The following is a 25,964-nucleotide window of genomic DNA, read 5'->3' on the forward strand; positions in this document are numbered from 1 at the left end:
ATAAAATGCCTATCTTCTGATGCAGCGGGATGCGACTCGTGTACCGCAAGAAAATCTTTTCGTCCAACTGACAACTCCCTGTTCAGCCGGCACTTAACGCACACAAGTCTACTCTGCTTAATATATTTTATTTTGTAACGCCCTCAGTATAACACAGTTTCACAAGAAAGCAAACATTTTTTCAGACAGCCCTTTTACTCTCCGCTGCCTGATGGACGAGAAAGGCGATCACGGTGCCCAAAACCAGGCCTCCTAAAATATCCGTGGGAAAATGAACAAATAAGTACATTCTGGAAAAGGCGATCAAGGCCGCCAGAACCAGGGCCAAAGCCCCCCACTTCCGGTTATAAAACCAGATGCTGACCGCCCCTTCAAAGCTTGCAAGGGTGTGGCCGGAGGGAAAGGAATAGTCCTCAGGGTTTTGAATCAGAAGGGTAATGCTGTCATCCAGCCAGATGGGCCTGTCTCTGGCAATGAAGTTTTTTAAAAATATATTTCCAATCACGTAGCCGGCTGCCAGGGAAAGGAGTACGCACAGACCGATCACTCTTGTCTTTTTTATGCATAGCAGTCCGATTCCGATTACAATCCAGATAAGCCCGTGATCTCCCAGACTGGTCACTGTCTTCATGACCGCATCAAGCCACGGGGTGTGTAAGGACTGCAAAAAATACAGGAACTTAAATTCGATTCCAGGTATCATATATTTCAGCTCCTTTTTATGTGATACTGCCATTATACTTCCTTATCCGGAAAATTCCAATATGAAAAACGGCATTATAAAAGAATTGACAAGTCGAAAAATTAAGTTTAGGATGGTTTTCAGTAAAACACAGATAAAACAGCAGGAGGGTTTGCGATGAAATACATACGTCAATTCAGCATCATTCTTTTCATTTCCCTGATAGGTGAAATCATGCGTCTGTTCATTCCTCTTCCGATCCCCGCAAGCATATACGGGCTGGTGCTCATGCTGATCGCCTTAAGCACAAAGCTCATTCCTTTGGAAGCTGTGGAAGAGACCGGAACATTTCTCATAGAAATTATGCCTGTCATGTTCATTCCGGCTGCCGTAGGGCTTTTAGATTCCTGGGATTTTCTCCGCCCGATTCTGATTCCGTTTCTGGTCATCAACCTGTTTTCCACAGTGGCAGTCATGGTCCTGACCGGAAAAGTGACTCAGTTTTTTATGAGAAAACAGAAAAAGGAGGAACAGTCATGAACAGTACGGCAGGTGATTTCCTGTTCTTTGGAGCAGTGATCAGTCTTTTGGGATATGAACTGGGGCTTCGCATCAAAAAGCGTTTTAAACTCCCTGTATTCAATCCCCTTTTAATATCCATTGCCGTTGTAATGGTATTTTTATCCGTATTTCGCATTGATTATACGTCTTACAATGCAAGTGCCAAATACATCAGCTATCTCCTCACTCCTGCCACTGTCTCTCTGGCCATTCCCCTTTACCGCCAGTTTGAGCTGCTTAAAAAGCACTCCGGAGCCATTGCGGCAGGTACCTTGACAGGCGTCCTCACCACCATGGTCACAGTGCTTTTGCTGTCCCTCATCTTTGGCCTCAATCATCAGGAGTACGTTACCTTCCTGCCTAAATCCATCACCACAGCCATCGCCATGGGAATTTCGGAGGAAATGAAGGGATTTGTGACCATTACAGTCGCAAGCATCATTGTCACGGGAATCCAGGGAAGCATCATCGCAGAGACTGTATGCAGGATATTTAAAATCACCGAGCCGGTTGCCAAAGGGATTGCCATAGGCTCCTCCGCACATGCCATGGGTACGGCTAAAGCCATGGAAATAGGAGAAATCGAAGGCGCCATGAGCGGACTTGCCATTGCGACCTCCGGGCTTTGTACGGTTGTATTCGCTTCTATTTTTGCCAATTTCATTTAAAAACAGGGGAATGATGCGTTAATCTCAGCAGAGCCGGGCAGTTATGTTGTGCCCTTGCACAATACCCACTGAATTCCGTCCAATATCCAAAACAGTGACGCTCCTACCACAGACATGACCACAATTCCGCCGTACATCTGAATATAGTTGATCCTGGACCAGGAGTCCAGAATGTAATATCCCATTCCCCAGCGGGTTCCGTAGGCCTCCACAATCAAAAGAATGGCCAGAGAGGTTCCCATTCCGATACGTATGCTGGTGAACAGCTCAGGCAGCACTGCGGGCAGGGTGATGTCTTTTAAGATACTCCTCTTAGAAGCCCCCGCGCTTTTTGCCACGTAATAAATCCCCTGGTCAATATGCTCCGCCGCATCGCGGACAGCTACAATGACCTGGAAAGCCGTGGTCAGGACCATAATGAGAATTTTCGAACCGTTTCCCAGCCCTAAAAGCAGCATACAGACCGGAAGCAGGGCTGTCTTGGGAATCGGATAGGAAAAGTATACCAGGGGATAGAGGATGCGGTTGGCTATGGCAGAAGAAGCCATGAGAAGACCTATGGGTACTCCTGTGAGAAGAGCGATGGACAAGCCTGCCGCCACGCGGCCCAAGCTGGCACCGACATGAAGCCATATCTTCCCGGTCATCACCTGGCCGAATTTAGCGTAAACAGTGAGGGGGCCGGGCAGCACCGGGGTGGATAAAACGGCAGCAAGAAAAAACCAGAGCAGATTTACAAGCAAAAAACCTTTTATAAAGACCCACATCTTTTTTCTCATATCTCATCCGCCTTTATAATTTCTTCCGTGATCTTCTGTTCCAGCTCCCCATAGGCTGCTTCCTGAGGGCGCCTGATGCCCTGCCATGGGTTCGTCTCAAAAAAGGTGAAGCTGCCTCCACGCTCCATAACTGCAATCTTATGGGCAAGGTAAAGAGCATCTTCCACCCTGTGTGTGACGATCACTGCCGTAGGCTTCTTTTCCTTCCAGACGGATAAAAACAGCTCCCTGGCCGTTAACGCGGCTCCAATATCCAGAGCCCCAAAGGGTTCATCCATTAGAAGCAGCTCCGGGTCCATAAGAAAAGCCCTCGCAAGGGCCACACGCTGGGCCTGGCCTCCGCTTAAGGTGCCTGGGTAACGGTCCAGCAGTCCGCCGATCCCCAGCTCTCTGCACAGGCTGGAAAGCCGTGTTTCCATGCCATCCATATGCCCTCTGATTTGAGCCGTAAAAAGGCAGTTTTCCTTTACCGTTTTCCAGGGAAGAAGGCCGTAATTTTGAGGGATCAGCCCAATGGAACACGTTTCAGGAAAAAGCCCTGCCCCGTCCAAAGTGATGGAGCCCTCAAAGGGAAGAATTCCAGCCAGGGCGTGAACCATGGTGGATTTTCCGCAGCCGGAGGGACCGGCAACGGCCAGGACTGTTCCGGTATCCAGACTCCAGGACATCCGGTCAATTACTTTGTGTATCCCGCCTTTTTTGTAGGTGACAGAGATATCATTCACTTCCAGCATCCGGGTCCCTCCTCTCTCCTATCCTCTTATTTCAATTCCCCAATCAACTGTTCAGGCTTTAAATCAGGCTTGCACAGCCCTTTCTTTGATGCCCATTCCACAGCAGCCTGTAAATCAGCCGCTTTTGGCAGTTCATTTTTCCGGTATACGGGCAGCTTGATGGTTCCGGCAAGCTCTTGCGGATAGCCGGCTCCCTTAATAATAGTGGCCTCATACTCGCTAAGAGGCGTGTTGTTAAGGTACTCCACCGCTTCGTCGTATGCCTGATACATGGCCTTGATGGTGCTGGACTTTTCGTCAATGGCTTTCTTTGTAAATGCGGATACAGCCGGATACAGTCCGGCAGTGTTGGCGCTCCCCAGCACAACGGCCCCATCCTTGATGGCAAGAGTGGAAAACGGTTCCGGTAAAAGGACCAGGTCCACATTGCCGCTTCGCAGCATCTCAAGGCGGTCAGGAATTCTCGGCACCACCTGCTTGGTGACGTATGTATCCTCCAGCCCGGCACTGTTTAAAATATAATCCAGGGAATACTCAATCAGCGTGTTCTCTGAGATCGCAATGCTTTTTCCAGCCGCATCCTCCAGGGAAGCGATTCCGGTATCCTTTCCGGCCAGCAGCGCATAATCCCCATCCGTGCATCCGGTGGCTTTTACGTCCAGCCCTGCATTTTGATACATGCACAGGCCGATGAAGTCGGTAAATACCCCGTCCAATTCTCCTGCCTGGAGAGCCGCATCCCTGTCCTTTGCAGAGGAAAAGACCTGCATATCGAGCTGAAATCCGTTCTCTTTGTCCAGGCCCTGTTCTGCAATGATGGTGAGAGGCACGATGTCGGAAGAATACATCACTCCCAAATGAACGGTGGTGTCAACCGGAGCCTTTGCAGTACCGGCGCATCCGCCAAGAAGAGCTGCCGCCGCACCGCACAACAGCAGAGAAACGATTTTTTTCTTTCCCATAGCGGGATGTTTCATCATGTTTTTTTCTGACTTTTTCATATGCTTTCCCATAGTCCTTTTTTGAATTTTATTTTTTCTATACTTCTTCTTTCCATCTGGCATACCGGTGGTTTTCCACACCCAGACAGTCCAGCACCCGGCTGACCATGAAATCCGCCATGTCTTCCAGGCTTTGGGGTTTCTGGTAAAATGCCGGCATGGCAGGAACGATGAATGCACCGCACTCCGCCAGAGTCAGCATGTTTTTTAAATGAATCTGAGACAGAGGCGTTTCCCTGGGCATTACCACCAGAGGACGGCGCTGCTTTAATGACACGTCAGCGGCCCGTGTGATCAAATCCGGGGTGATTCCAGTCGCAATGTGGGCCAGCTTTGACATGGAACAGGGAGCGATGACCATTCCATCAGTCAGATGGGAGCCGCTGGCAGAAGCAGAAAATAAATCCCTGTTATCCTCCTGAACCAACTGGCCTGTGAAGCGTTTCTTATAATCGGAAATCCAGTCTCCCGCCTCCCGCCCTGTTTCCCAGGCTACGACCTTCTCCCCTGTTTCCGTGAGGATGAGCCGCACTCCGGCCCCGGCTTCAAGCAGGGCTTCTATGGTCCGAAGGCCGTAGATGCTTCCGCTTGCGCCTGTAATTCCAACGACATATTCTTTCATGGCCCGCATCTCTCCTTTTTACTATAAATATACATCCAAAACGCCAAAGACCAGAAGCACGACGCTGGTGATCTGGCTGATGCTGTAGGATGCGATATTGACATTTTCCAAACGGTCCGGTGATACCATCCGGTGCTGGATTACCATGAGGACTGCGATGATCCCAATTCCGATTCCATAAAAGAGGCCAAACTGGGGATAAAGCAGCACTCCTGCGGCACACAGGCAGAACAGGGCAGTCCCGTGGAAGAGAGTGCTGATCAGCAGCCCGCCCTTTACCCCAAATCTGACCGGAATGGAATGAAGACCGTTTGCCCTGTCAAATTCGTAGTCCTGGGAACCGTAAATAATGTCAAAGCCCGCGGTCCAAAGGCAGTTTGCCGCACCGAAGAGAAGCGGGACCAGGGAAAACTTCCCCGTTACCGCCAGCCAGGCCCCTACCGGCGCACAGGCGCAGGTGATACCCAGAATCAGATGGCATGTCCAGGTGAAGCGTTTCGTATAGGAATAAACGGTCATCAAAAACAGGGCCACAGGTGACAGGATGAGGCATAACACGTTTAAACGGGAGGCGCTGACCACCATCACCAGAAAGCAGACGGCCACTAAGAGCAGGGTTTCCTTTTTCCCGATCTGTCCCTGGGGAATCTGACGCCCGGATGTCCTGGGATTTTTCGCGTCAATCCTGGCATCCACCACCCGGTTTAAGGCATTGGCTCCCGTCCTGGCGCTCAAAAATGCGAGGGCAGCCCAGAATACAACCTCTGGCTTTGGCCGTCCATCGGAAACAGCCAGCAGAGACACGGCGGCAAAGGCCAGGGAAAAGATCGTGTGACTGAACATGACCAGCTTTCCGTATTCATTTAATTTATTTACTGTCTTTCGGATTATCGATCCCATAAGCGCTCCATTTCTCTGATACCCTTTTCCTGATTTCTTCTGTCATCACAATATCCTCTGGCCAGGGACGGGAAAGGCCTTCTTCGGTCCGCTTTCTCGTGGCGTCAAAGGCTGCCCTTCTGCCGTCTGTAAATAAGTCTCTTGTGACATCAATGTTGTTAAACACTCTCCACATGACTGTGGAGTGATCTGACGGGTCCACATCCTCATCCACAACCAGGATAAAAGACGATCTCTTTTCCTCCAGCATGGCGAGGGCCTTGCGCCTGCCATCCCAGGGCTGTTCCTTGGATATGGGCACGATCTCAAGAGCTCCTCCTTCAAACGGTTCCTTTCCTCTCCTTGTGGCATCGATGCCAAGCCGTCCGCCGTACAGGGGAAGATCAGACGAATGGTCCAGGGAATCCAAAGGCCCCTCGCTGACCACAAAATCCTTTTGGGGGTCCCCATAGCTTAAGACCTCACGCCAGACCGCAGCCGCATCAGAAGGGTCCACGGTTTCATCAACAGCCACAATCAGCTTGGCGGTCCTCATCTGGCCCATGCCCCAAATGGCATTCATGACAGTTCTGGCTGCTCCCGGATAGGACTGCTTCACCGACACCACCGCGCAGTTATGGAAAACGCCTTCAAAGGGCAGGTGAATCTCACGCAGTTCGGGCATCATCATCTTTAACAGGGGGAGGAATATGCGCTCAGTGGCCTTTGCCATGTAACAGTCCTCCATGGGAGGCTTTCCAACCACTGTAGCGGGATAAACCGGATTCTTTTTGTGAGTGATGGCTGTGATGTGAAACTTCGGATACCAGTCCGCCAGGGAATAATACCCGGTATGATCACCGAAAGGCCCTTCCCAGACCAGTTCCTCATCAGGGTCTACATAGCCTTCCAGCACGAATTCTGCATCCGCAGGCACGTAGAGATCATTGGTGACGCACTTCACCATTTTGACAGGCCATTTTCTTAAGAACCCGGCCAGCATCATCTCATCTAACTTCGGAGGAAGGGGTGCCGTGGAAGCATAGGTGACCGCCGGATCGCAGCCAAGGGCAACAGACACAGGCATGAGCCCCCCTTTTTTACGGTATGCTTCATAGATACCGGCTCCATCCTTATGCTTTTGCCAGTGCATAGCAGTGGTTTTGGAATCCAGCACCTGCATCCGGTACATGCCTATGTTCTGGAGCTTTGTATCAGGATATTTTGTAAAGACAAGAGGAAGGGTAAAAAAACGGCCTCCGTCAAGAGGCCAGCACTGAAGAACCGGAAGCTGCCCCAAGTCCGGCTCCCTTTCGATCACCTGCTGACAGCTTGGCCGTTTCAGATGAAATCTACTCCGGAGGGGAAAACAGCACAGCAGGCGCAGCAGCTTGGGTCCAAAGGAAATCAGTCTTGAAAACGACGAATAATTCCCAAAATCCAGATAGGCTCCAATATCTGCGGCAATATCATCTAAGTTGTCCGCTCCAAGGGAAAGGGCCATTCTTTTGTCAGTGCCAAAGGCGTTCATCAGCACAGGGTAGGGAGAACCTTCCACCTGTTCAAACAAAAGGGCCTTATTGCCGGAATCTTTCCTCTTGCAGACCTTGTCCGTGATCTCCGTTATTTCAAGGAGAGGGGATACCTTCGTCTTAATACGAATCAGTTCCCCTCTCTCTTCCAATAAATGAATAAAACCCGCCAGTCCTCTGTATGACATACGGTCTCCTCTCATTTTACAGCTCATGGACTTAAGGAATCAGTGTCCTAAGTCCATGAGCTCATTTATCATGATTACGGTATGCATCATAGCCGCTGCTGGTCCGGATGCTCTCATCAGGCATGACCCACATGGCTTCTACACCCTCTATGTCCTCAATCAGGGCCAGTCCCTTTTCATAGGGAAGATTAAATACGGCGGTGGACAAAGCATCCCCCCATCCGGAGTCCCTGCATACAATAGAAACTGCCCGGAAGTATGCCGCAGGCATCAGTGTGACAGGGTCGATAATATGGTGGTATCTCACGCCATCAACTACATAGTACCGTTCATAGTCGCCGCTGCTGACAAGAGAAAATCCGTCCAGATCCAGGGTGTCAATGGCCTTTTCATCGCTGTCGGTGTCCGGGTTCTGGATATCCAGCTTCCACAGTTTTCCGTCGGCCCGCTTTCCCACCGCGCGGATGTTGCCTCCCACGCTGAGAAGGATGTGGTCAATCCCCTTTGCTTCTAAGAACCTGCCTGCCGCTTCCGTGGCATAGCCTTTTGCAATGGCACCCACGTCCAGACTCATGTAGGGGTCCTCTAAATATACGGTGGAGGCTTCTTCATCGATGATCACCTTTGAAATATCCGTATGAAGGGCAGCGGCTTTCAGCTCATCCATGGGAGGGATTTCAGCAGTTTCCGGGTCTTCGATCCCCCTTGTGCGGTAATCGTGCCAGATGGACAAAACGCTTCCCATGGCCACATTTACCTTACCGTCTGTTCTTTCATAGGCTTCCCTGGAAAATTTCAGCATATCAATAATTTTCCGGTCCACCTTTACAGGGGCTTTTCCTGCATTGTCATTGATGGTTTTGATATTGGCTATTCCTTCAAAATCATCATAAATATTATACAGCTTGTGATATATCTCCAGCTCATCGTGAATGTCTGAAGCAATCCGGGTAAATTCTTCTTTATCCCCGGCATATCCCACGATTTGAGTGACCGTATCAAAGAGACTCAAAAATTCGGCGTGGAATCTTTGTTCCTTTTTCGCTTCTATGGCGGCGGTGTTAACCGCCGCCATAATAAGCGCTGCCAGAATCCCGGCAAGTATGATAAATCTTATTGCTTTTTTATTTTGCATTTGCTTCTGCTTTAGCGATACCACTCTGGAAATCACCGATTCCAACGGTTACGCTGGCCTTTAAATCAGCGTCAGTAGGTGCACCTTCAGCCTCGTCAATTGCCAGCCCTGTGATTTCACTGGCTGTCTTGCCAACTGCATAAGCTGCAAAGCTGGCTGCCTGCTCATTCCATTCCTTGCCGATAGCGGAAGCTTTCTTCATGCCATAAGCTTCACCTAACTGATTCTTGGTCTTGAAATCAGTGGATTTTAAATCGCTGGTGATCTTACCTGTTGTATCAAAGTTTACATTGCTCTGGGAAGCGTCAAGCACACAGCTTGTGATCTTGCCGTCTGCGCCAAAGCTGGCAACGGTATAGGTAGAATATGCCTGTGCAACACCTGCTTTTTCAGCAGTTGCATCTGCAGACTTTGCAATGCCTGTAACGATGCCGTATCCCAGCTTATCACCTGCCTGAGCGCCAACGCTCTTAGCATTTGCTACTGCCTGCTCCACAACCTGGATGAAATCTCCGATATGAACGGTAATGGTAGCCTTTAAGTCTGCATCATCTGCAAGACCGTCAGCAGAAACAGCAATTCCCTTTACTTCATCGGCTGTTTTTCCGATTACATACTGGGCAAAACCTTCAGCCTGCTCATTCCACTCTTTGCTGATACTGGAAGCTTTTTTCATGCCATACTTTTCTCCCAGTTCGTTTTTGGTCTCCACAACAGTAGCCAGATCGGTAAGCACTTTACCTTCCTTAGAGAAGTTAACCTTACTCTGGATGCAATCGATTTTACAATCGACGATCTTGCCGCTATCGTCAACCAATACGGCTGCGAACATGGTATCCACCTCTGCGAGGCCGTCTTTTTCACCGGCATCTGTAGATTTACCGATAGAGGTAAGAACTGAAAAACCGGTGGACAGTGCTCCGCCTGCCTCAGACTTTGCAGCTTCTGTGGTTGCAGCTTCTGTTGCAGGTGCTGCAGTTGTCGGTGCCTCTGTAGCAGCGGCTGTGGTTGGTGCCTGCTTTAAGTTAGAAGAACACCCTGCCAGGATAGATGCTGCAGCAATGAGACCGCAGCTTAAAGCCAATACTTGTTTTTTCATAGAATTACTCCTCCTTGTGTTGCTTTATATTTTTATGATTTTTGATACCGTAATAAGATTTGTCCACCACGGTCATGATCCGGGCCTTTTTGGCCTGGGATAGTTCCAGATTCCCGATGGCGTCTGACGCTTTTGCATAATACCTGCCGGCAACAGCCTTTGTATAAACGGTTCCGCCCGCTTCCAAAACCCTGTCATAGAGTTCCCTGGCGGAAACCAGGCCGCCTTTTACCTGCCCGGAAAAGCTCTCGTCCTGTTTCATCGTGTGGATGAGAGGAAGGGTTACAACCCCTTCTTCGTAATCAGACCGGACATTTTTCTTTGCCTGCGCCTCTTCCATCTCATAATCGATGCAGTCATCCATGAGCTGGAAGATCATTCCCACATGGTTTCCGGCTTTCCGGTACATGCGGAGTTTTTTTTCATCCTTTGTGGACAGCATGGCACCGCCGTGGAAGGAGGCTTCAAAAAGTGCGGCTGTCTTTCCTTTGATAATGCTTAAGTAGCGGTAAACCGATAAATCCAGATTTCCGTTGTTAATTTCCTGACGGAGTTCTCCCATACATATCCTGCACAGGTAATTGGGCATATCCAATGCGTTATATTCATTTCTTTCAGGAATGGAAGCCGCCAGTTTAAGGGCCAGGGACAATAAGTAATCCCCGCAGATGACTGCCGCCTTTTTGCCGAATTTCTGTTGAAGAGTTTCGATTCCCCGCCTCGTATCAGCATCGTCAATCACGTCATCGTGAACCAGCGTAGCCAGATGCAGCAGTTCTACTGCAGAGGCCAGTGTGACGGCTTCCGGCGGGACCTTATCCTCTTCATCCATGGAACAGGCCAGCAGTCCATAGGCACGGATGAATTTGCCTGTGGATTTTGCCAGATGGGCTGTATAGTTCCTGATGACGGCAGGGGCTGCAGACAGATGTTTTTCCACAGACAGTGCCATCAGATCAAAAGCTTCTTCAAACTCATAACGCAGTTGGACCGGATCCCCCAACAATTCTCTATTAGTCATTATATAAATACCACTTCCTTATAAAGGGAAGTTTTCTCCATTTTTTCTTAAGCCATGGCATAGCGTAATAGTCAAGGCCAAGGGTTCTGCCGCCGCCGATCAGGACTGCTATACCGGCAAAGATCATCCAGAACGTGTTTAAGTAAAGTCCGGTGGTACAAACGAACATGACCTGAAGCACCAGAGACGCTGCGGAAGAAAGGAAGTTGAATAAGCCAGCCATAAGGGCAAGGCCAATCAGTATCTCCGCAATCACAATGCCTCGCTGCATGAAGAGCTGCAGTCCGCCGTTGGGAATGATCACACTGTTTACAAACCAGTTCATAGGTGCAAAGTCAATCTTAAAGGCATAATCTGATAGTTTCGCATGGGATAGGCCCACGGAGCTGACCAGAGTGGCATCGATCATTCCTAAAATGTTCCAGCAGAAAACAGCCACACCGCTGGAAACCGCCTCTGCCGCGCTTCCTGCTGCTCCCGTAGCACTGGCTACCGCATCTGCCGCTGCTCCTGCTGCGGAAGTTGCGCTGGAAACCGCATCTGCGGAAGGGGCTGCCCCTCCGATTCCTGATATCCCGTAGGGAGCCAGAATATTGTTAAAGTACTGATTGGCCCCGCCAAAGAATGCGCTCAGCATCGGCTGGTCCATCCAGCCTTCCAGTATCTTCATAATGCCCTCAAACACCCATACAGCGCCCAGCCACACCCGCATAGGGGCCAGCAAAAAGCTTGGGGTCCTGTTGGAGAAATGGCCTCCCAGGAAGCTTCTGCGGTTGCGTATGGTAAAGAACTCGTGGCATACATAGCTCCAAACCTTATTCCAGCCCAGCACCTGAACGAAATAAACAACATTGATGAAATGCTTGGAAAGCATGGCAAAGAAGGAACATAAGTTAAACATGTGGTTGGGAAGTCCCACCCGTGCAACACCGTAGCGGCCGCCTACGGAAACCATGACGCCGTGGAAGGATGGTTTGTATTCCTCCATATTTCCCGTGCCTGTAATGGAACATACCAGGTTATGAGCAGCGGTATGAGCGCTTTGCTCACAGTTTTCCACCATCTGGGGAACCGGCTCATCCTCTCCCTCAGGCACATACATCATGTTGTCGCCGACCACGTATACTTCCTGATGATCCGTGGCCCTTAAGTAAGAGTCCACCTGAATTCTTCCGCGCTTTACGGATTCCAGCGTCTCTGCAGCTTCTCCGGTGATGTCTGCGCTCTCAATACCGGCTGTCCAGATCACGGTTGCAGACGGACAGCAGCTCTTACTGCCCTTATGGTTCAGTTCGATGAAATCCTCTCCAATAGCGGTCACACTGGTTTCCATCATTACCTTTACGCCCATCTTTTCCAGGCGTCTTTCCACCTTGCCGGATAATTTCTCCGGAAGGATTGGGACTGACCGGCTTAAAATATCCACGTTATGCATGGAAACAAATTCCGGATCAATCTCATATTGTTCGCACAGGAAAGGCATGTATTCTGCCAGTTCACCTGCCATCTCCACACCGGTAAAGCCGGCACCTACCACATAGAATGACAGGAGGCAGCGCTTTACTTCCTCATTCGGCTCACAAGCCGCTTTGCGGAACACGTCATGGATATGTTCTTTTAATCTGACTGCATCTTCATAGGACCAGAGTTTATAAGAATGTTCCTCTGCACCCCCCACACCGTAAAAGGTGGGCTTTGATCCGGCGGCCAGGACCAGATAATCGTATTCGTATTCCCGCAGGCTTCCCTTCAGTTTTTTCTCCTCAATGGAAATATGGCTGATGGTGTCTGTGATGATCTCTACGTTCCTACCTGCAAATACCTTTTTTAAACTGATGCGGATACTGTCTTCCTCCACCCTGCCGGCTGCCACTTCATGAAGCTCAGTGAGCATGGTATGGTATGGATGTCTATCGATGATGGAAATGCTCACCTCATTGTCCAGCTTCATCTTACGGAGCTTTTTTTCCAGTTTTTTGGCAGTTAAAATACCGGCATAGCCGGCACCCAACACTACTATTCTCTTCAAGTCTTTTCCTCCTTGTATAATAGCGGTTAACAAAAAGCCACTTTGACAGGATTATAACATGCTGGAGAAAATTTTACCATAGTTTTCTTACAAAATCATAACTTTTTCTCATTAAAAATTTATCCATTTTATTTTCCGAAATGGCTGCACCACGTTAACGAAGTGAAGAAGACGGCCTGTATCCTTGCCTGGAGCTCTATAAGCGGCAAAAACAGACTATTTTAGCTGCTTATACCTGTGAAAATTTGACAGGCTTCGTTTTTTTATGATCTTCGTTAAAAATAAATCTGTTATTGAGTCATTTCCTGTTTTTTTTGTTTTATAATCAGAACAATCATGCTATAATAGAGCCTCAGAACATTTAAGAGAAACATGAGGTGGCAAAATTGAACTATTTAAAGAAGCTGAAGATCATACCAAAAAGAGAGCGGATTCTCATTGCCGCTATTCTGGTCATATCAGGGCTGCTTTCCGTATCATTTTATGTCCGCAACAGAAAGCCGGCGGAACAGGTGGTGGTCACCGTAGACGGAAAGACTGTCACTACCCTGGACCTCCATAAAGACGTGGACATGACCATTGACGGTTACGGCGGCAGCACAAACCACCTGATCATCAAAGACGGTTACTGCAGCGTTACGGATGCCTCCTGCCCGGACAAGGTGTGTGTCCGCACCGGGAAAATCCACAGGAGCGGAGAACTGATCGTCTGCCTGCCCAACCGGGTGGTGGTCACTGTGGAAGGTGAAGAATAAAAGAGTAAACAAAAACCCCGATGTTTAAATACAGCCTCTTTCTCTGTATCCGGCGATCGGGGTTCTTTGTTCACCTATTTTGTTTTATCAATAATTTACAGTTCTATAACCACATCCAGTTCCTTTACATCCTTGTCTGTATGGCATACCATATCGGGAAACTCCTGGTGGTTGCAGATGATGACCGGAGTGACCACTTCGTATCCGGCGCCTTTGATAGCCTCCATATCAAATTCCAAAAGCAGATCTCCTGCTTTTACACGATCCCCCTGCTTCTTATGGGAGGTATAATGTTCTCCATTTAATCTGACCGTATCCAGTCCTACATGGATGATGATTTCAGCGCCCTTGTCCGTGGTAACGCTGACCGCATGCTTTGTCTCAAACACCATGGTAAGCACACCGTCGGCAGGAGCCACAATCCGTCCCTTAGAAGGAACAATGGCAAGTCCTTTTCCAAGAATCTCCTGGCTGAAAGCTGGGTCATTGACCTGGCTGAGAGGAATGACACTTCCTTCTGCAGGAGCTAATATCTTTTCACCTTTTTCTTCATTTCCCTGGCCGAACATTTTTTTCAATGATTGAAACATATGGCATTCTCCCTTCTTTTGCTCTCTGAATTTCCTGACAGAAATCCTCTGCATGGGAATAGTATGCCTGATAAGCTTTTCCATGTCAATAAAAACCAATTTCAAAAGGGAAAAATGTTTTTGCTTCAAATAATCTGCTTATATTCCATCAAATATCTTTCTGCTTCCTCGCACCATACATTCCGGTTCCTCCCGCATATTTCCGCCAGACCGCGAAACAGCGGGTCTTCTTTTCCCAGTTTCTCAAAGTCTGCAATGGCTGTCAGCTCCATCTCAATATGAGGATAAATCAGCTTTTTTCCACCGGGAATACTCGGAAGGTTCAAAATGGTTTCCGGCACCGCATCCAGTCCTCCGATATGGGTTACCATAAAAGAGGGATTGATTTTCCCGCAGGAGGACAGCTCAAGGGACTCCAGCATGTCACCGGTGGACCCCCCTGATGTACCAACCAGATGGGTGCTTTCATAATGCACGTTATAGAAATTAAAGGGAACCTTAAACCTGTTATCCGTAGGGCCTGCAAAGAAATTAAAACAGCCGTCATTGCCTAAAATATCGTCGCCAAGTTCCATCAGACCGGAAACGGCTGCGAATACAAAGACATCATCATATCCCTGGCCTTTTGTCAGCGCCAGCAAAACAGCCGCCCCATCCTGTCCTGAGATATTTAAATACTGAAGCGTAATTCCCTTAGCCTCGGCAGCTTCTGCCGTAATCAGCTCAGAAGCCCTTTTAAGGCGTTCTCCGTCAATGTCCACCACAACAACCAGGGAGGGATTCACAGGCCCGTTTATGGCATACTCAATGGCTCCCAGTCCCATCGGTCCCGCACAGCCTAAAAGTGCCATCCTGCCGCCCGGCCTGATTCCCATCTGATGCTCATAAACGTAAGGTGTGGTATGGTAACTGGCATGAAAAGCTCCGATAATGCAGGACATAGGCTCTGCCAGAGAGGCGTCTGCAAAATAAGTCCCGTCATAAGGCAATACACAGCCCAAATCAATGGCGATTTTGGGAATGATACAGTAGGTGGCATTTCCGCCAAAATGTTCATAACTGTACCCTGCCGAATAGCCGGATTCCAGCCCCATGGCCGGCTGCAGGACAAATTTCTGTCCTGCCTGATACCGCCCTTTTAAATTTTCTCCCACTTCTTCTATGATGCCGGCAAATTCATGTCCGGTGATTACCGGGTGCTCAGCCAAATCAGCCGGCACTCTTTTATGTTCTTCTCCCCTGATTGCCGCCTTATAAGTAGACAGACATTTGCTGTTGGATATGATTTTTACCAAAAGCTCATCTTCTGTGATGGGAGGCAGGTCAAATTCCCTGATCAGAACCTTCTTTTTACCCGCTAATACTGCTGCTCTTGTCTTCATTTATGCTCCTTATTGTTCTGATCCTGAATTTCTTTCAGTAAACTCTCGATCTGCTCATCTTTCATAAAGTTTTCTATGGTGACAATTCTTTTATCCGGCCAGGCCATCCTGGTTCTTTTTTCAAGGCTCTTATGAGTCACAATCACGTCAACCGTTTCCGGCACCTTTTCAATGGCGTAATTATTGACTTCCACATCTAAGAATTGCTTTTCCAGCCTCTTTTTAAAAGCATTTGCTCCCATGGCACTGCTCCCAAGCCCTGCGTCGCATGCGAAAGCAACAAAACGGATTTCTTTCTTAAGGATTTCCCCCTGAGGTATGGAAGCCCCCAGCTTTGAAGACAGAACTGCCTTTCCCTCCGCCTTCATATTCCTGGATTTTTCAATGGATTCTTCCAGGTCATCTTCACTTTCCGACTTGGAATTTTTCAGTATCAGTGAACTCACCACAAAGCTTACCACGGTTGCTCCCAAAACTCCGGCAATCACACCCAGGAAATTTCCCTTGGGGGTCAGCATCAGATAGGAAAAAATAGAACCTGGGCTGGGCCCTGCCGTTAATCCCACACCGAACAGGCTGAAAATAAAAGTTCCTGTCCCGCCGCCTAAAATCATACTGATAATAAGAATTGGTTTCATCAATACATAAGGGAAATAAATCTCATGAATACCGCCTAAAAAGTGGATAATAATCGCACCTGGAGCCGTCTTCTTTGACGCCCCTTTTCCAAACATGGTGTATGCCAGAAGTAACCCAAGGCCGGAGCCCGGATTTGACGCGACCATAAAGTAAATGGATTTCCCCGCTTTCAGCGCCTCCTGCATGCCAAGGGGATAATAGATTCCCTGGTCAATCACATTGTTCAAAAACAGCACCTTGGCCGGTTCATTAATGAGAGATAACAAAGGTAAAAACCCGGTTTTCACCAATCCCTCGATCATGACGGTAATCCCGTTATTCGCCTGCTGGATTACCGGCCCGATCAGTCCATAGGAGGCCAAGCTAAGCGCCAGTCCGATGAGGCCGAGAGAAAAATTGTTTATCACCATCTCAAAGCCCACCGGTATCTTTCCATCGATCATTTTGTCAAATTTCTTAATTATCCAGGCACTTAAAGGTCCCATGATCATGGCTCCTAAAAACATGGGAATGTCCGAACCCACAATCAATCCGAAGGTACCGATGGTTCCCACAATTGCGCCCCTTTCTCCTCCTGCCAGTTTTCCCCCCGAATATGCCAAAAGGAGAGGGAGTAAATAAATCACCATCGGTGAAACCATGCTGCCGAAGGCTTCATTTGGAATCCAGCCTGTCGGAATAAATAATGCCGTTAAAAAACCCCATGCGATAAACGCGCCCATATTCGGAATAACAATACCTGTTAAAAATCCCCCAAATGCCTGTAATCTGGCCCTATAATTTTTCTCCATTCCAATCTCCTTCTACGGTGTACTCTCCGTTTTCCTGCAGATGAAGAAGTAAATCAGGCTTAAGGCGGGAAGAAAGTGCACGGCGGATATTTTTTCCGTCACTTCTTTCATAAAAATCCTCTGCCTGCCGGGCTGTCAGTCCGCCTGTTATTTTGCGCGCAATCAGGCGTTCCTTCAGCATCCTTTCCTCTGCAGTAATAAAAATACTAAAATCAGAATCACAGATGAGTTCTCTCCACCCATCTTCATCGAGGAGTATCCAATTCCCCTCAATTAAAATAATATCCTTTGTTACCAGAAGCGCATCCGGCACCACATCATGCAGAGTCCGGTCGTAAATTGGCCATTTTACGTCACTTCTTTGTAAGGCATGAATACCCTTCCTTACTTTTTCTATATCAAAGGTCTCCGGAGCGCCTTTAATATCCTTCATGAGAACAAGCTTGCCGTCTTTTTTTATTTCATGGGACTCCAAATAGTCCTGGGGATAATGGAATCCATCCAGTCCAATGGCCTGGACTCCCGCCATGCCCCGGATGGAGCCGGATAAATGCTCCAGAAACTGAACCAGTGTCGTCTTACCGGTACCGGGAGGCGCCGCCAGGTATACAATCAATCTGCTCCCCTTCTGCAAAAACCGGAGGTTTAACTCAGCCAGAAGCGGAATGAATATCTGCTCAATATTTTTTTCATAATACTCTGCCTCAACCGGCAGCCCATTTACATGAAATGAAAACCTCTTTTTCTCCATCACAACAGCTCCATAATCTCTTCCGGGACCTTTGCCGCCAGAATTCCATTGACAATATCATCTTCCATCAACACCTCTGCCAATTCAGAAATCAGCTCCATGTGCCGGTCAGAATCCTTTGCTGCCAGTATGATCAGCAGCCGGACTTCTATTGATCCCGGAAATACCACACTATCTGAAAGTTTAAGCATGGACAGCCCCGTTTTCAACACCCCGTTTTCCGGCCTTGCATGGGGAATTGCGATCTGAGGCAGGATCACAATGTAAGGACCGTTTTCCTGTACGCTGTTAATCATTGCGTTTACATATTCCCCCTGAATAAACTCTTCCTCCAGAAGCGGCACCGCTGCAATGCGTATGGCTTCCTGCCAGCCCCCCGCCTGATTCATAACCGTAATTTTATTTTTCAGCATTTCTTTCAGCATGCTGTCTCCTCTCTACCGCCTTAATCAGGCCAAAATTTATTGCCTTCAACCTAGTTATCAACTTCATTCACTTTATCCTGAAGATAGGTTCTTAAAAGCTTCTCCGTATATTTTTTGACCGGCTCTTTCCGCCCGGCCCTGATATCGTCAAAAAACGTGTCATCTTCAAACAATGCATGGCTGATCACTGATATTGCCAGCATTTCTCTGGGGTCATCATTTGGAATGAGCATAACCACGACCACAGCGGACTCCATAAAATGAGGTTCTGAAAATACGCCTGTTTCCGGACAGATAATAAAGAACTTGGAATTGCTGACTCCCGTTGTCTTTGCATGCAGCAACGTAAACCGGAATTCCGGTATTACCTGGGTGGATAGAGCCTCACGCTTCATCAGATCGTCATAAATCACATTGCTTGAGCCGTCCGTTTCATCAGCAGTTTCTGACGCTAACCTGACCATATCCTGAAAAGATATAGAGGAATGCACCCGGTATATATCGAGACTCTTTAAAATAGAACGGATTTCCTTGCTGATTAACTCAATTTCATCAATTTTAGAAAAGATATCTTTACCCGCTTCCTCCAGACTGGCCGGCAGCAGTTTTGTTATGGAATCAATTCTCTCTGAGATAGCGGAAATATCCGCTTCCGTCAGCATGGGGTTTACCCGCAGATATTCATAAGCTGCATCCGGAATTTCAAAAGAGGACACCAGCAGTTCAATATCATTGGGAATACCTTTTGCTATATTTCCAAGAGTCAGGCTTTTCACCCTCACCTTTCCATGAAACGCCTGGGATATCCTGGAGGCCATGAGTGTGGAAATACCGATTCCGCTGGCACAGATAACCCCTACGGCAATTTTTTTCATCAGCTTTTCCCGGTTCCCAAGCCTCACCTGCGCTCCTCCAAAATGCAGGGCCAAAAGCCCGGTTTCTTCCGGCGGCACTTCCAGGCCCAAGGTGTCTTCCAGCACCCTGACGGCATTTTCCGTCTTTCGGTAAACCTCCGGATATTCGGACATCACTTCCTCCTGAAATGGATTGTGAATTCCGATTTCGTATTGCATCCGCACAATCGTAGGGCGCAGATGTGCCAGCAGGCCCTTTATTAAAATTTCATCGTGCTTTAGCTGAAAAGCGATTTTCTGATCGTACTGGTGTATCATTTGAAATATCAGGCATTCCAGGTCGTAAAAACTGCTTTCTGAAATATCATCATTCATGTGCTGGGGCTTTATCCCCTTTAGATAAATATATAAGTGGGTCAGCTCCGGTTCCGAAATTTCAAGCCGAAACATCTGGCTTAAAACTTCGATCAGCCGGATTGCGAGACCGAAATCCGAAGACCGCCGGTCCTCTTTGGTAAGCAAAACTGCAGAGAGGATGCTCCGGTCCCTTCGAATGCGGTGTATCATAATACAGAAATAGATCATTAAGTCCGTACAGGAGATTTTTGCCATGTTGTTCAGCTTGGCACTGCCTGCCATCTGTATAGAAGCAGATACCTTTTCAGGGATGTCTTCATCTACCAGATCGCATAATATGGAAAAAGGATCATCCATGTTTTGAAAAATATATCTCATACAGGCCTTGCGGTAATCCGGTTCTTCATACTCCAGATAAATGCCCACACCTGTTTTTTTTATAATCGTGATGTGGTTCTTTTGAAACCAGGGCTCTACTCTTTCCAGGTCTTTGCCGATAGTAGTATCACTGACCTGAAACCTGGCTGCATAGGCGTATAGCTTATTTGGCTCTTCCTGCCACAAAAGCACCTGGATCAACTGATTGCAGCGTTCTTCCCGGTTTTGCGGAACTTTGATTCCAGACCTTTCCAGGGAATCCAACAGTCGCTTTTTTCCCGCTTCCTCTCCGATGATACAGATCCCCTTTTTTGATTTCGTATCCAGGATCAGCCCGTAGGAGGCCAACTGCCGGTCTATATAGCTCAGTTCACGGAAAACCGTCCTTTTGCTGCTCTGAATATGCTTTGCAAGGGTTGCCGCCGGGATATGTTCTTCCGTATTAATGAGCAAAAATAATATTTGAATAAGTCTGGGTGAAAATTGCATATCTCTCTTCCTTCCGATATTATGGAGCTCTTTCAACCAATTCCTGAGATTCTGCGCTTAGTATCAACTGATGTGGAATCCCATTATGATATTCCAGATTGATTTCTCCTTGAATTAATGGATACATATATTCAATCAGCCTTTCCTCCACATCATTCCCCTGCCCGTTAATCCATATTTGAGGCACTTTTCTTTCACTGTTAGCCACGTTCTCTATGGGAACCGAGGTATACGCCACCTCATAGCCGGATTTCTCTCTCCTGCATAGAGAAGCCATTTCCCCGCTTCTTCCTTCCAGAGCCAGTTGAAGGGCCTTCATACCCAGCATTTCGGACTCTGATAAGTCTGTTTCACTTGCCACATGCATGGCGGATCTCTGCATTAAGTTCAATTCAATGGAACGTACCTTGCAGCCAATCTCCTTACGGATGCTCTCTTCCAGAACCTTTGAAGCACCGGCAATGCAGGAATGGCCGAACATGTCGGCACCACCCTTTGATATGGCGGAGGAAATATAATCCCCATCCTCATTTTTAATCCCCTCGCTGACTGCTATCAGCAGACTTTTTTCCCTGCTTAACTTATTCCCCAGATCATTTAAAAAGGATTCCATATGAAATGGATGCTCACAGAGATAGATGAAATCAGGTCCTTTGCCGCCATTGACCCGTGCCAGGGAAGAGGCCGCCGTCAGCCAGCCGGCATTTCTGCCCATAACCTCTACAATGGTTACGGCCGGTCTGTCATACACCATAATATCACGTTCCAGTTCCGCAAAGGTTGTGGCAATATATTTGGCCGCAGAGCCGAACCCCGGTGTATGGTCAATTCCTGCCAAATCATTATCAATGGTTTTCGGCGCTCCGATGATATGGATGTCGGTTATGTGATTTTCCTTTAAATACCGGTCCAGTTTCATCACCGTATCCATGGAATCATTCCCTCCTATGTAAAGAAAATAGGTGATTCCATAGCGCCGGAAAATTTCAATTATTTTTTCAGAATCCTCCCTGCTGCCGGACTCAAGCTTGTAACGGCAGGAACCCAGAGCCGCTCCTGGTGTATAGGCCAGATGCTTCATGACATTTACATTTTTCATAAGGGGCTGTAAATCCATAAACTGTTCATTTAAGACCCCTTCAATTCCATTTCTTGCCCCATATACCTTCTTCACCTGCCCGGTTACCGCAGCCACCCGGAGAATTCCTGACAAAGTTGCATTGATCGCCGCCGTAGGTCCGCCGGATTGGGCTATTAAAAGATTTCCACTCATAATTGTACAACCTTCTTTTTGCTGATGTATTTCTTTCATGGTTTTATTATAAAGGCATTTCCTGTTGAAACTCAAGGAAAAGAAAAAAACTCTTGTCACCTTAAAAAGATGACAAGAGTGATGATTTATTTCCTGCTGCGAGAACCGCAAGCCTTGCATATTATCTGGATAACCGGACTTCTACCTGATACTTCATCCCCTTTTCATTTGGAAGAAATTCTGACTCCCATGTTTCCCCGTTGACTGTCATGCTTTTAATCCTGTTGCATCCCCCTTCTTCCTCCTGAATAAACCGGATTTCATAAACGGAGTCCCGGAATTCCTTTACCACCGAGCATTCCCTCCAGTCCTTTGGCAGACACGGTTCCAGCTTAAGGCCGGGCAGCTCCGCATTCAGCCCCAGCACATACTGTAAAAGGGCTTTGGTCAGCCATGCGCCGGTCGCACTCCTCCAGGTCTGGCCCGCAGTTCCCAGCCTGTATCCCGTCTCTTCATTGAAGTAGGAATTGCACATAATATAGGGCTCGCATTTTTTCTCATGATATTCATGATGAAAAGGAAGAATCTTCTTTAAACCCATTTCCACCTTGTCATTGTCTTTCATCATGCTGTCAACAGCCAGCTTCCAGCAGCATGGGTGGAGGTATACGCCTCCGTTTTCATGGACTCCTGCCGGTTTCTGGGTCATCTGGCCGATAGTCGGAATGTAATTGTGGTAAGCAGGCCAGGAAACCAGAGTTCCCAAATCAGTTTCCAGGTATTTGTCCACTGCCTTTAAAATGCTCTCTTTTCTCTCCTCATCGGCCACATCAGCCATGATGGCCCAGAGCTGGGGAATTAAGTATATTTTTCCTTCCTCACATTCTGAGGAACCGAGACGCTCGCCCTGATCGTTGATGGCACAGATGTAATATTCTCCATCCCAGCCAAATTCGTTGATCACATCCTTCATTTCCTGTCCCCGGATCCGGGAAAAGAACAAATCTTCCTGTTTTCCCAGAGCCTCCGCCAGAAGGCCAAACTGCCTGTTTGCCTGACACCAGGCAATGGACAGCCACACGCTTACGCCTTTTCCCTCCAGTCCCGCCTGATTCATCATATCGTTCCAGTCGCCGCCCCAAAGCTTGATCAACCCATGTACCCCTTTAAAATTCCAGAGAAATTCCACGGCCCGCTTCACGTGTTCGTATACGCTGGCAGAGGTTTTATCATTGAATTCTACCTCTTCCTCCAGAAAGGAGGCATCGCCCAGCTCCTTTACAATAGAGGCGGCCGCCATGGGAATCCATACGGCGCAGTCGGCAAAGTTATTGTCCCGGATTTCTCCATCCAGCCATGTTCTGGGGGCATATCCGCTGCTGTATTGATAGGTCAGGGCCCGTTTGAACCGTTCCCAGGCCAGCCTCGGATTGAAGGCCGCCATGCACTCACTGTCGCTCACCATGTCCCTGTATCCGTTGTGGCGGACTCTGGCCCATCTGCTGCCCATATTGGTCTGGTGCTTTGTCCAGGCATTGACCAGAAAATTCAGGGATTCATCCGGTGTATGGATGGTGACTCCCTTTTCCTCCTCTTCATACTGCTTTTTCACAGCCTCCAGCCGTTCCTCTGTCTTTCCTCCGCTGATGCGCTTTGCAGCCTGCTCCAGCTCCTTACGGCAAAGGGCAATTCCGAGAGCATAATGAAACTCTGCCTCTTCTCCCGGCTCCAGGGTCACTGTGTTTTCCAGAACCAGACATATCTTTTCCGCATTGCACTCGCTTCCCGTGCAGCCTCCCCGGTACATGGCATCCGGGTCCTGTTCGTTTCCATAGGTTCCTATAAAGGCATTTTTCCTGGTGTCATAGCCGGTGATCTTCTTATCTGCGAGGAAATAGGCCGATACTTCCTGAAACTGGCTGCTTTCTATCTTCGCATAAGACCTGGTGGCAATGCCGTTGTATTCCTCTCTTAAACCGGCTGTATCAACATTGTATCCCTGGGCGCGGTAAACGCCGTCTGCTTCTGTTTTGGCATAGGGGATGACTTTGACGGTTCTCTTTTGCTGGGAATTGTTTTTCACCTTGACGGTCCAGATTTCTTCCGGGGCCTCCTGGGGAACGAACAGGCGCCAACTGACAGCTATCCCCTGGTACTGGGATGATATTTCTGAATACCCGATTCCATGGATGCATTTAAAACTTTCATACTGCCTTCTTAAGGGAAGCCCGTTGGCCAGCCAGAATTCCTTTGTCTCAGCATCGGAAATATACACCTGGCGGCTGTCCACCAGCATGATTCTCCTTCCTAAATACCCCTGGACAATGCCTTCTCCAAATCCCACCTGGGAAGTAAAGGTGACATACTGATCGTTAAACAGATAATTGTACCAGTGCCTTGGTGTGTCAGGAGTGGTGATGACAAATTCCCTTCCTTCTTTCTGAAAATATCCGTATTCGCTCATGACTTCCTCCTTAACCTTTCACTGCTCCTGCTGTAATTCCTTCAATAAAGTAACGGTTCAAAAACAGATATACCACCAGAATGGGCGCAATGGACATCACCGTTCCTGCCAGCATGGTGCTCCATGCGGCAACGCCGTCTCCCTGGTCCTTTAAAAGCACCACGCCTACGGTCAAGGGGCGCAGCTCTGACCGGGACAAGGTAAAGGCCAGGGGCATCATATAGTTGTTCCATGCATCCCGGAAAGCCAGAATTCCCGTGGTAGCCAGAATGGGTTTCATAATGGGAAGCATGATGGTGGTGTATACCTTAAAAAAGCTGGCCCCGTCAATGATGGCAGCTTCATCGATTTCCTTGGAAATGCCGTTGCAGTATCCCAAAACGAGAATGCAGAAAAATGGCTGTGCCGTCGCCACCTGGGTGATGACCATTCCCCAGACAGAATCCAGAAGCCCCAGCTTACGGCACAACTGGAAAATAGGAAACAGGGTGACCGCACCGATGAGGAACATCATAAATCCAAAGGTTCCGGCTAATAAATTTTTTCCCGGAAAATTGCACCGGGACATGGTGTACCCGGTCATGGAAGTGGTGACCATGATTCCCAGGACAGAAGCTGCGGCAAAGAACACGCTGTTAAAGGTGTATCTGGCAAAGTTGGCCTGTTTCCATGCCTTTGCGTAATTTTCCGGATGCCAGGCTTTTGGAAACACCTTCATGCCGCCTAAAAGAAATTCTTCCGTGGATTTAAAAGAACCTCCCACAGCATAAATCAGGGGAAACACCAGCAGACAGATGATTATGGTCAGTCCTGCATAAAGCAGGAACATATTTCTAGTACGATTTGCTTTTCTCGACATTTTTTCCTCCTTGCAAATAAGGCTTAACCCTTAATAATTCATCTTTCGGGTGCTTCTGATATAAATCATGGTAACCATCATGACCAGAACCGTTGACAGGATGCTGACTGCAGAAGCATATCCCTGCTGGGATGTTCCCATAGTCTCAAAAAAGTACCGGTAAATATACATAGTCATAACCTCTGTGGAATTTCCCGGTCCCCCGTTGGTCAGCGCCTTTACGGAGTCAAATAATTTCAGGGCATTCATGATGCACAAAGCCGTAATCGTCTGAAACATGCTTCCCATCATGGGAATGGTGATGCGGAAAAAAGTCTGGACTCCGTTTGCCCCATCCACCTTGGAGCTTTCATATACCTCAGAAGGAATGCTTTGAAGGGCGGATAAAAACAGCACCATATAAAATCCGACTCCGCTCCAGGTACAGAACAGGACAATGACGATTTTTGCCATCAGCCCGTTTCCAAACCATTCAATGGCCTTGTCAATGAGGCCCAGCTTCATCAAGACTCCGTTTATGATTCCGTTATAGGAAGCGAACATGAAGTAAAAAACAATGGCCATAATGGCCGTACTGGTAATATTAGGCACAAAGATCACGGCTCTGGCAAGGCTCTGGCCTCTGAACCGTTTATTCAGCAGCACAGCCAGAAGCAGGGAACAGGGAATCTGAACCAGCGGGATGGCAACTCCCATCTGCAGCGTGTTAATGACTGAATTCCAGTAGGTCCCGTCGTTAAAAATGCGGATATAATTTCTTAACCCGACAAAGATTGCCGGAGAGAATCCATCGTATTTAAAAAAGCTGTAATAAAACACATAGATAAGGGGGTATATGCCGAAGAGCACTACCAAGATTATTGTGGGCAGCATCATCAGATATGGCTGCTTATACGTTCCAAGAGTGGCTAAAAAGCCCTTTTTCCTGTTATTGGTTTTCACTTTACTCACCTTCCCATTTCTGATCCGATCCTACATGGAGATTTCCTATAAGGCATAAAAACTGCTGCAAAACTGTCCGATCTCACATAAGATTTCTTTTCGTTTT

24 protein-coding genes and 1 riboswitch are annotated in these 25,964 nt (G+C 48.1%); of the genes, 3 read left to right on the forward strand and 21 right to left on the reverse strand.

The features are described 5' to 3' along the window. Positions 1–20: 20 nt before the first annotated feature. A riboswitch (THF riboswitch) is annotated at positions 21–118 on the reverse strand. Positions 119–181: 63 nt separating this feature from the next. Further along, positions 182–700, reverse strand: coding sequence for a phosphatase PAP2 family protein (locus QM657_RS12515; protein WP_415067089.1), 519 nt, complete (start codon positions 698–700; stop codon positions 182–184). 159 nt (positions 701–859) lie between these two features. Here QM657_RS12515 and QM657_RS12520 point away from each other — a divergent pair, with 159 nt between their 5' ends. Both QM657_RS12520 and QM657_RS12525 read left to right on the forward strand, forming a co-directional pair. Then, positions 860–1,222 carry a CidA/LrgA family protein gene (locus tag QM657_RS12520; protein WP_415067006.1) on the forward strand — a complete coding sequence of 121 codons (363 nt, stop codon included), beginning with the start codon at positions 860–862 and terminating at the stop codon, positions 1,220–1,222. Next, entirely contained in the window at positions 1,219–1,911 is a 693-nt protein-coding gene (locus QM657_RS12525; RefSeq protein WP_415067007.1) for an LrgB family protein, read from the forward strand. The genes QM657_RS12520 and QM657_RS12525 overlap by 4 nt, the downstream gene beginning before the upstream one ends. Before the next feature lie 41 nt (positions 1,912–1,952). Here QM657_RS12525 and QM657_RS12530 read toward each other — a convergent pair whose 3' ends face one another. From QM657_RS12530 to QM657_RS12575, 10 genes are all read right to left on the reverse strand, one after another. Then, positions 1,953–2,690, reverse strand: coding sequence for an ABC transporter permease (locus QM657_RS12530; RefSeq protein ID WP_415067008.1), 738 nt, complete (start codon positions 2,688–2,690; stop codon positions 1,953–1,955). Then, entirely contained in the window at positions 2,687–3,424 is a 738-nt protein-coding gene (locus QM657_RS12535; RefSeq protein WP_415067009.1) for an ABC transporter ATP-binding protein, read from the reverse strand. Before QM657_RS12535 ends, QM657_RS12530 begins: the two co-directional genes overlap by 4 nt. Positions 3,425–3,450: 26 nt before the next feature. Then, positions 3,451–4,386 (reverse strand): ABC transporter substrate-binding protein, encoded by a 936-nt coding sequence (locus QM657_RS12540; RefSeq protein ID WP_415067010.1) that lies wholly within the window; start codon positions 4,384–4,386, stop codon positions 3,451–3,453. 76 nt (positions 4,387–4,462) lie between these two features. Then, positions 4,463–5,047, reverse strand: a complete 585-nt coding sequence (locus QM657_RS12545; RefSeq protein ID WP_415067011.1) for a UbiX family flavin prenyltransferase — start codon at positions 5,045–5,047, stop codon at positions 4,463–4,465. Between the two features lie 21 nt (positions 5,048–5,068). After that, a complete protein-coding gene (locus QM657_RS12550) occupies positions 5,069–5,947 on the reverse strand; it encodes a 4-hydroxybenzoate octaprenyltransferase (RefSeq protein ID WP_415067012.1) in 879 nt (292 codons plus the stop codon). After that, entirely contained in the window at positions 5,916–7,646 is a 1,731-nt protein-coding gene (locus QM657_RS12555; protein WP_415067013.1) for a menaquinone biosynthesis decarboxylase, read from the reverse strand. The genes QM657_RS12550 and QM657_RS12555 overlap by 32 nt, the downstream gene beginning before the upstream one ends. 61 nt (positions 7,647–7,707) lie before the next feature. Then, positions 7,708–8,781: an FAD:protein FMN transferase gene (locus QM657_RS12560; RefSeq protein ID WP_415067014.1), complete on the reverse strand. Its 1,074-nt coding sequence runs from the start codon at positions 8,779–8,781 to the stop codon at positions 7,708–7,710. Continuing rightward, positions 8,771–9,880, reverse strand: a complete 1,110-nt coding sequence (locus QM657_RS12565; protein ID WP_415067015.1) for a hypothetical protein — start codon at positions 9,878–9,880, stop codon at positions 8,771–8,773. The genes QM657_RS12560 and QM657_RS12565 overlap by 11 nt, the downstream gene beginning before the upstream one ends. 4 nt (positions 9,881–9,884) lie before the next feature. Continuing rightward, complete coding sequence (locus tag QM657_RS12570) at positions 9,885–10,901, reverse strand: polyprenyl synthetase family protein (RefSeq protein ID WP_415067016.1); 1,017 nt, start codon at positions 10,899–10,901, stop codon at positions 9,885–9,887. Continuing rightward, positions 10,894–12,930 (reverse strand): NAD(P)/FAD-dependent oxidoreductase, encoded by a 2,037-nt coding sequence (locus tag QM657_RS12575; protein ID WP_415067017.1) that lies wholly within the window; start codon positions 12,928–12,930, stop codon positions 10,894–10,896. Before QM657_RS12575 ends, QM657_RS12570 begins: the two co-directional genes overlap by 8 nt. 377 nt (positions 12,931–13,307) lie before the next feature. On the opposite strand from QM657_RS12575, the gene QM657_RS12580 reads away from it, so the two are divergent. Continuing rightward, positions 13,308–13,685: a NusG domain II-containing protein gene (locus QM657_RS12580; protein WP_415067019.1), complete on the forward strand. Its 378-nt coding sequence runs from the start codon at positions 13,308–13,310 to the stop codon at positions 13,683–13,685. A gap of 95 nt (positions 13,686–13,780) precedes the next feature. Here the strand turns inward: QM657_RS12580 and QM657_RS12585 are convergent, their stop codons facing one another. The 10 genes from QM657_RS12585 to QM657_RS12630 form a co-directional block, all read right to left on the reverse strand. Further along, positions 13,781–14,275, reverse strand: coding sequence for a PTS sugar transporter subunit IIA (locus QM657_RS12585; protein WP_415067021.1), 495 nt, complete (start codon positions 14,273–14,275; stop codon positions 13,781–13,783). A gap of 125 nt (positions 14,276–14,400) precedes the next feature. Beyond that, a complete protein-coding gene (locus tag QM657_RS12590) occupies positions 14,401–15,657 on the reverse strand; it encodes a zinc-binding dehydrogenase (RefSeq protein WP_415067022.1) in 1,257 nt (418 codons plus the stop codon). After that, the gene (locus tag QM657_RS12595) at positions 15,654–17,087 is read right to left on the reverse strand and encodes a PTS mannitol transporter subunit IICB (RefSeq protein WP_415067023.1); all 1,434 of its coding nucleotides are present in this window, start codon (positions 17,085–17,087) and stop codon (positions 15,654–15,656) included. The genes QM657_RS12590 and QM657_RS12595 overlap by 4 nt, the downstream gene beginning before the upstream one ends. Next, positions 17,071–17,838 carry a nucleoside/nucleotide kinase family protein gene (locus QM657_RS12600; protein ID WP_415067024.1) on the reverse strand — a complete coding sequence of 256 codons (768 nt, stop codon included), beginning with the start codon at positions 17,836–17,838 and terminating at the stop codon, positions 17,071–17,073. The genes QM657_RS12595 and QM657_RS12600 overlap by 17 nt, the downstream gene beginning before the upstream one ends. Beyond that, complete coding sequence (locus QM657_RS12605; protein WP_415067025.1) at positions 17,838–18,263, reverse strand: PTS sugar transporter subunit IIA; 426 nt, start codon at positions 18,261–18,263, stop codon at positions 17,838–17,840. Before QM657_RS12605 ends, QM657_RS12600 begins: the two co-directional genes overlap by 1 nt. A gap of 50 nt (positions 18,264–18,313) precedes the next feature. Then, positions 18,314–20,341, reverse strand: a complete 2,028-nt coding sequence (locus QM657_RS12610; RefSeq protein WP_415067026.1) for a PRD domain-containing protein — start codon at positions 20,339–20,341, stop codon at positions 18,314–18,316. A 19-nt stretch (positions 20,342–20,360) separates the two neighbouring features. Next, positions 20,361–21,614: a 6-phosphofructokinase gene (locus QM657_RS12615; protein WP_415067027.1), complete on the reverse strand. Its 1,254-nt coding sequence runs from the start codon at positions 21,612–21,614 to the stop codon at positions 20,361–20,363. Between the two features lie 160 nt (positions 21,615–21,774). Beyond that, a complete protein-coding gene (locus tag QM657_RS12620) occupies positions 21,775–24,057 on the reverse strand; it encodes a GH36-type glycosyl hydrolase domain-containing protein (protein ID WP_415067028.1) in 2,283 nt (760 codons plus the stop codon). 10 nt (positions 24,058–24,067) lie between these two features. Beyond that, entirely contained in the window at positions 24,068–24,916 is an 849-nt protein-coding gene (locus QM657_RS12625; RefSeq protein ID WP_415067029.1) for a carbohydrate ABC transporter permease, read from the reverse strand. Positions 24,917–24,946: 30 nt separating this feature from the next. Beyond that, on the reverse strand, positions 24,947–25,867 hold the full coding sequence (locus QM657_RS12630; RefSeq protein WP_415067030.1) for a carbohydrate ABC transporter permease: 921 nt from the start codon (positions 25,865–25,867) through the stop codon (positions 24,947–24,949). Positions 25,868–25,964 lie beyond the last annotated feature (97 nt).

This window comes from Lacrimispora sp. (assembly GCF_047605665.1).
Classification (GTDB): Bacteria; Bacillota; Clostridia; order Lachnospirales; family Lachnospiraceae; genus Lacrimispora.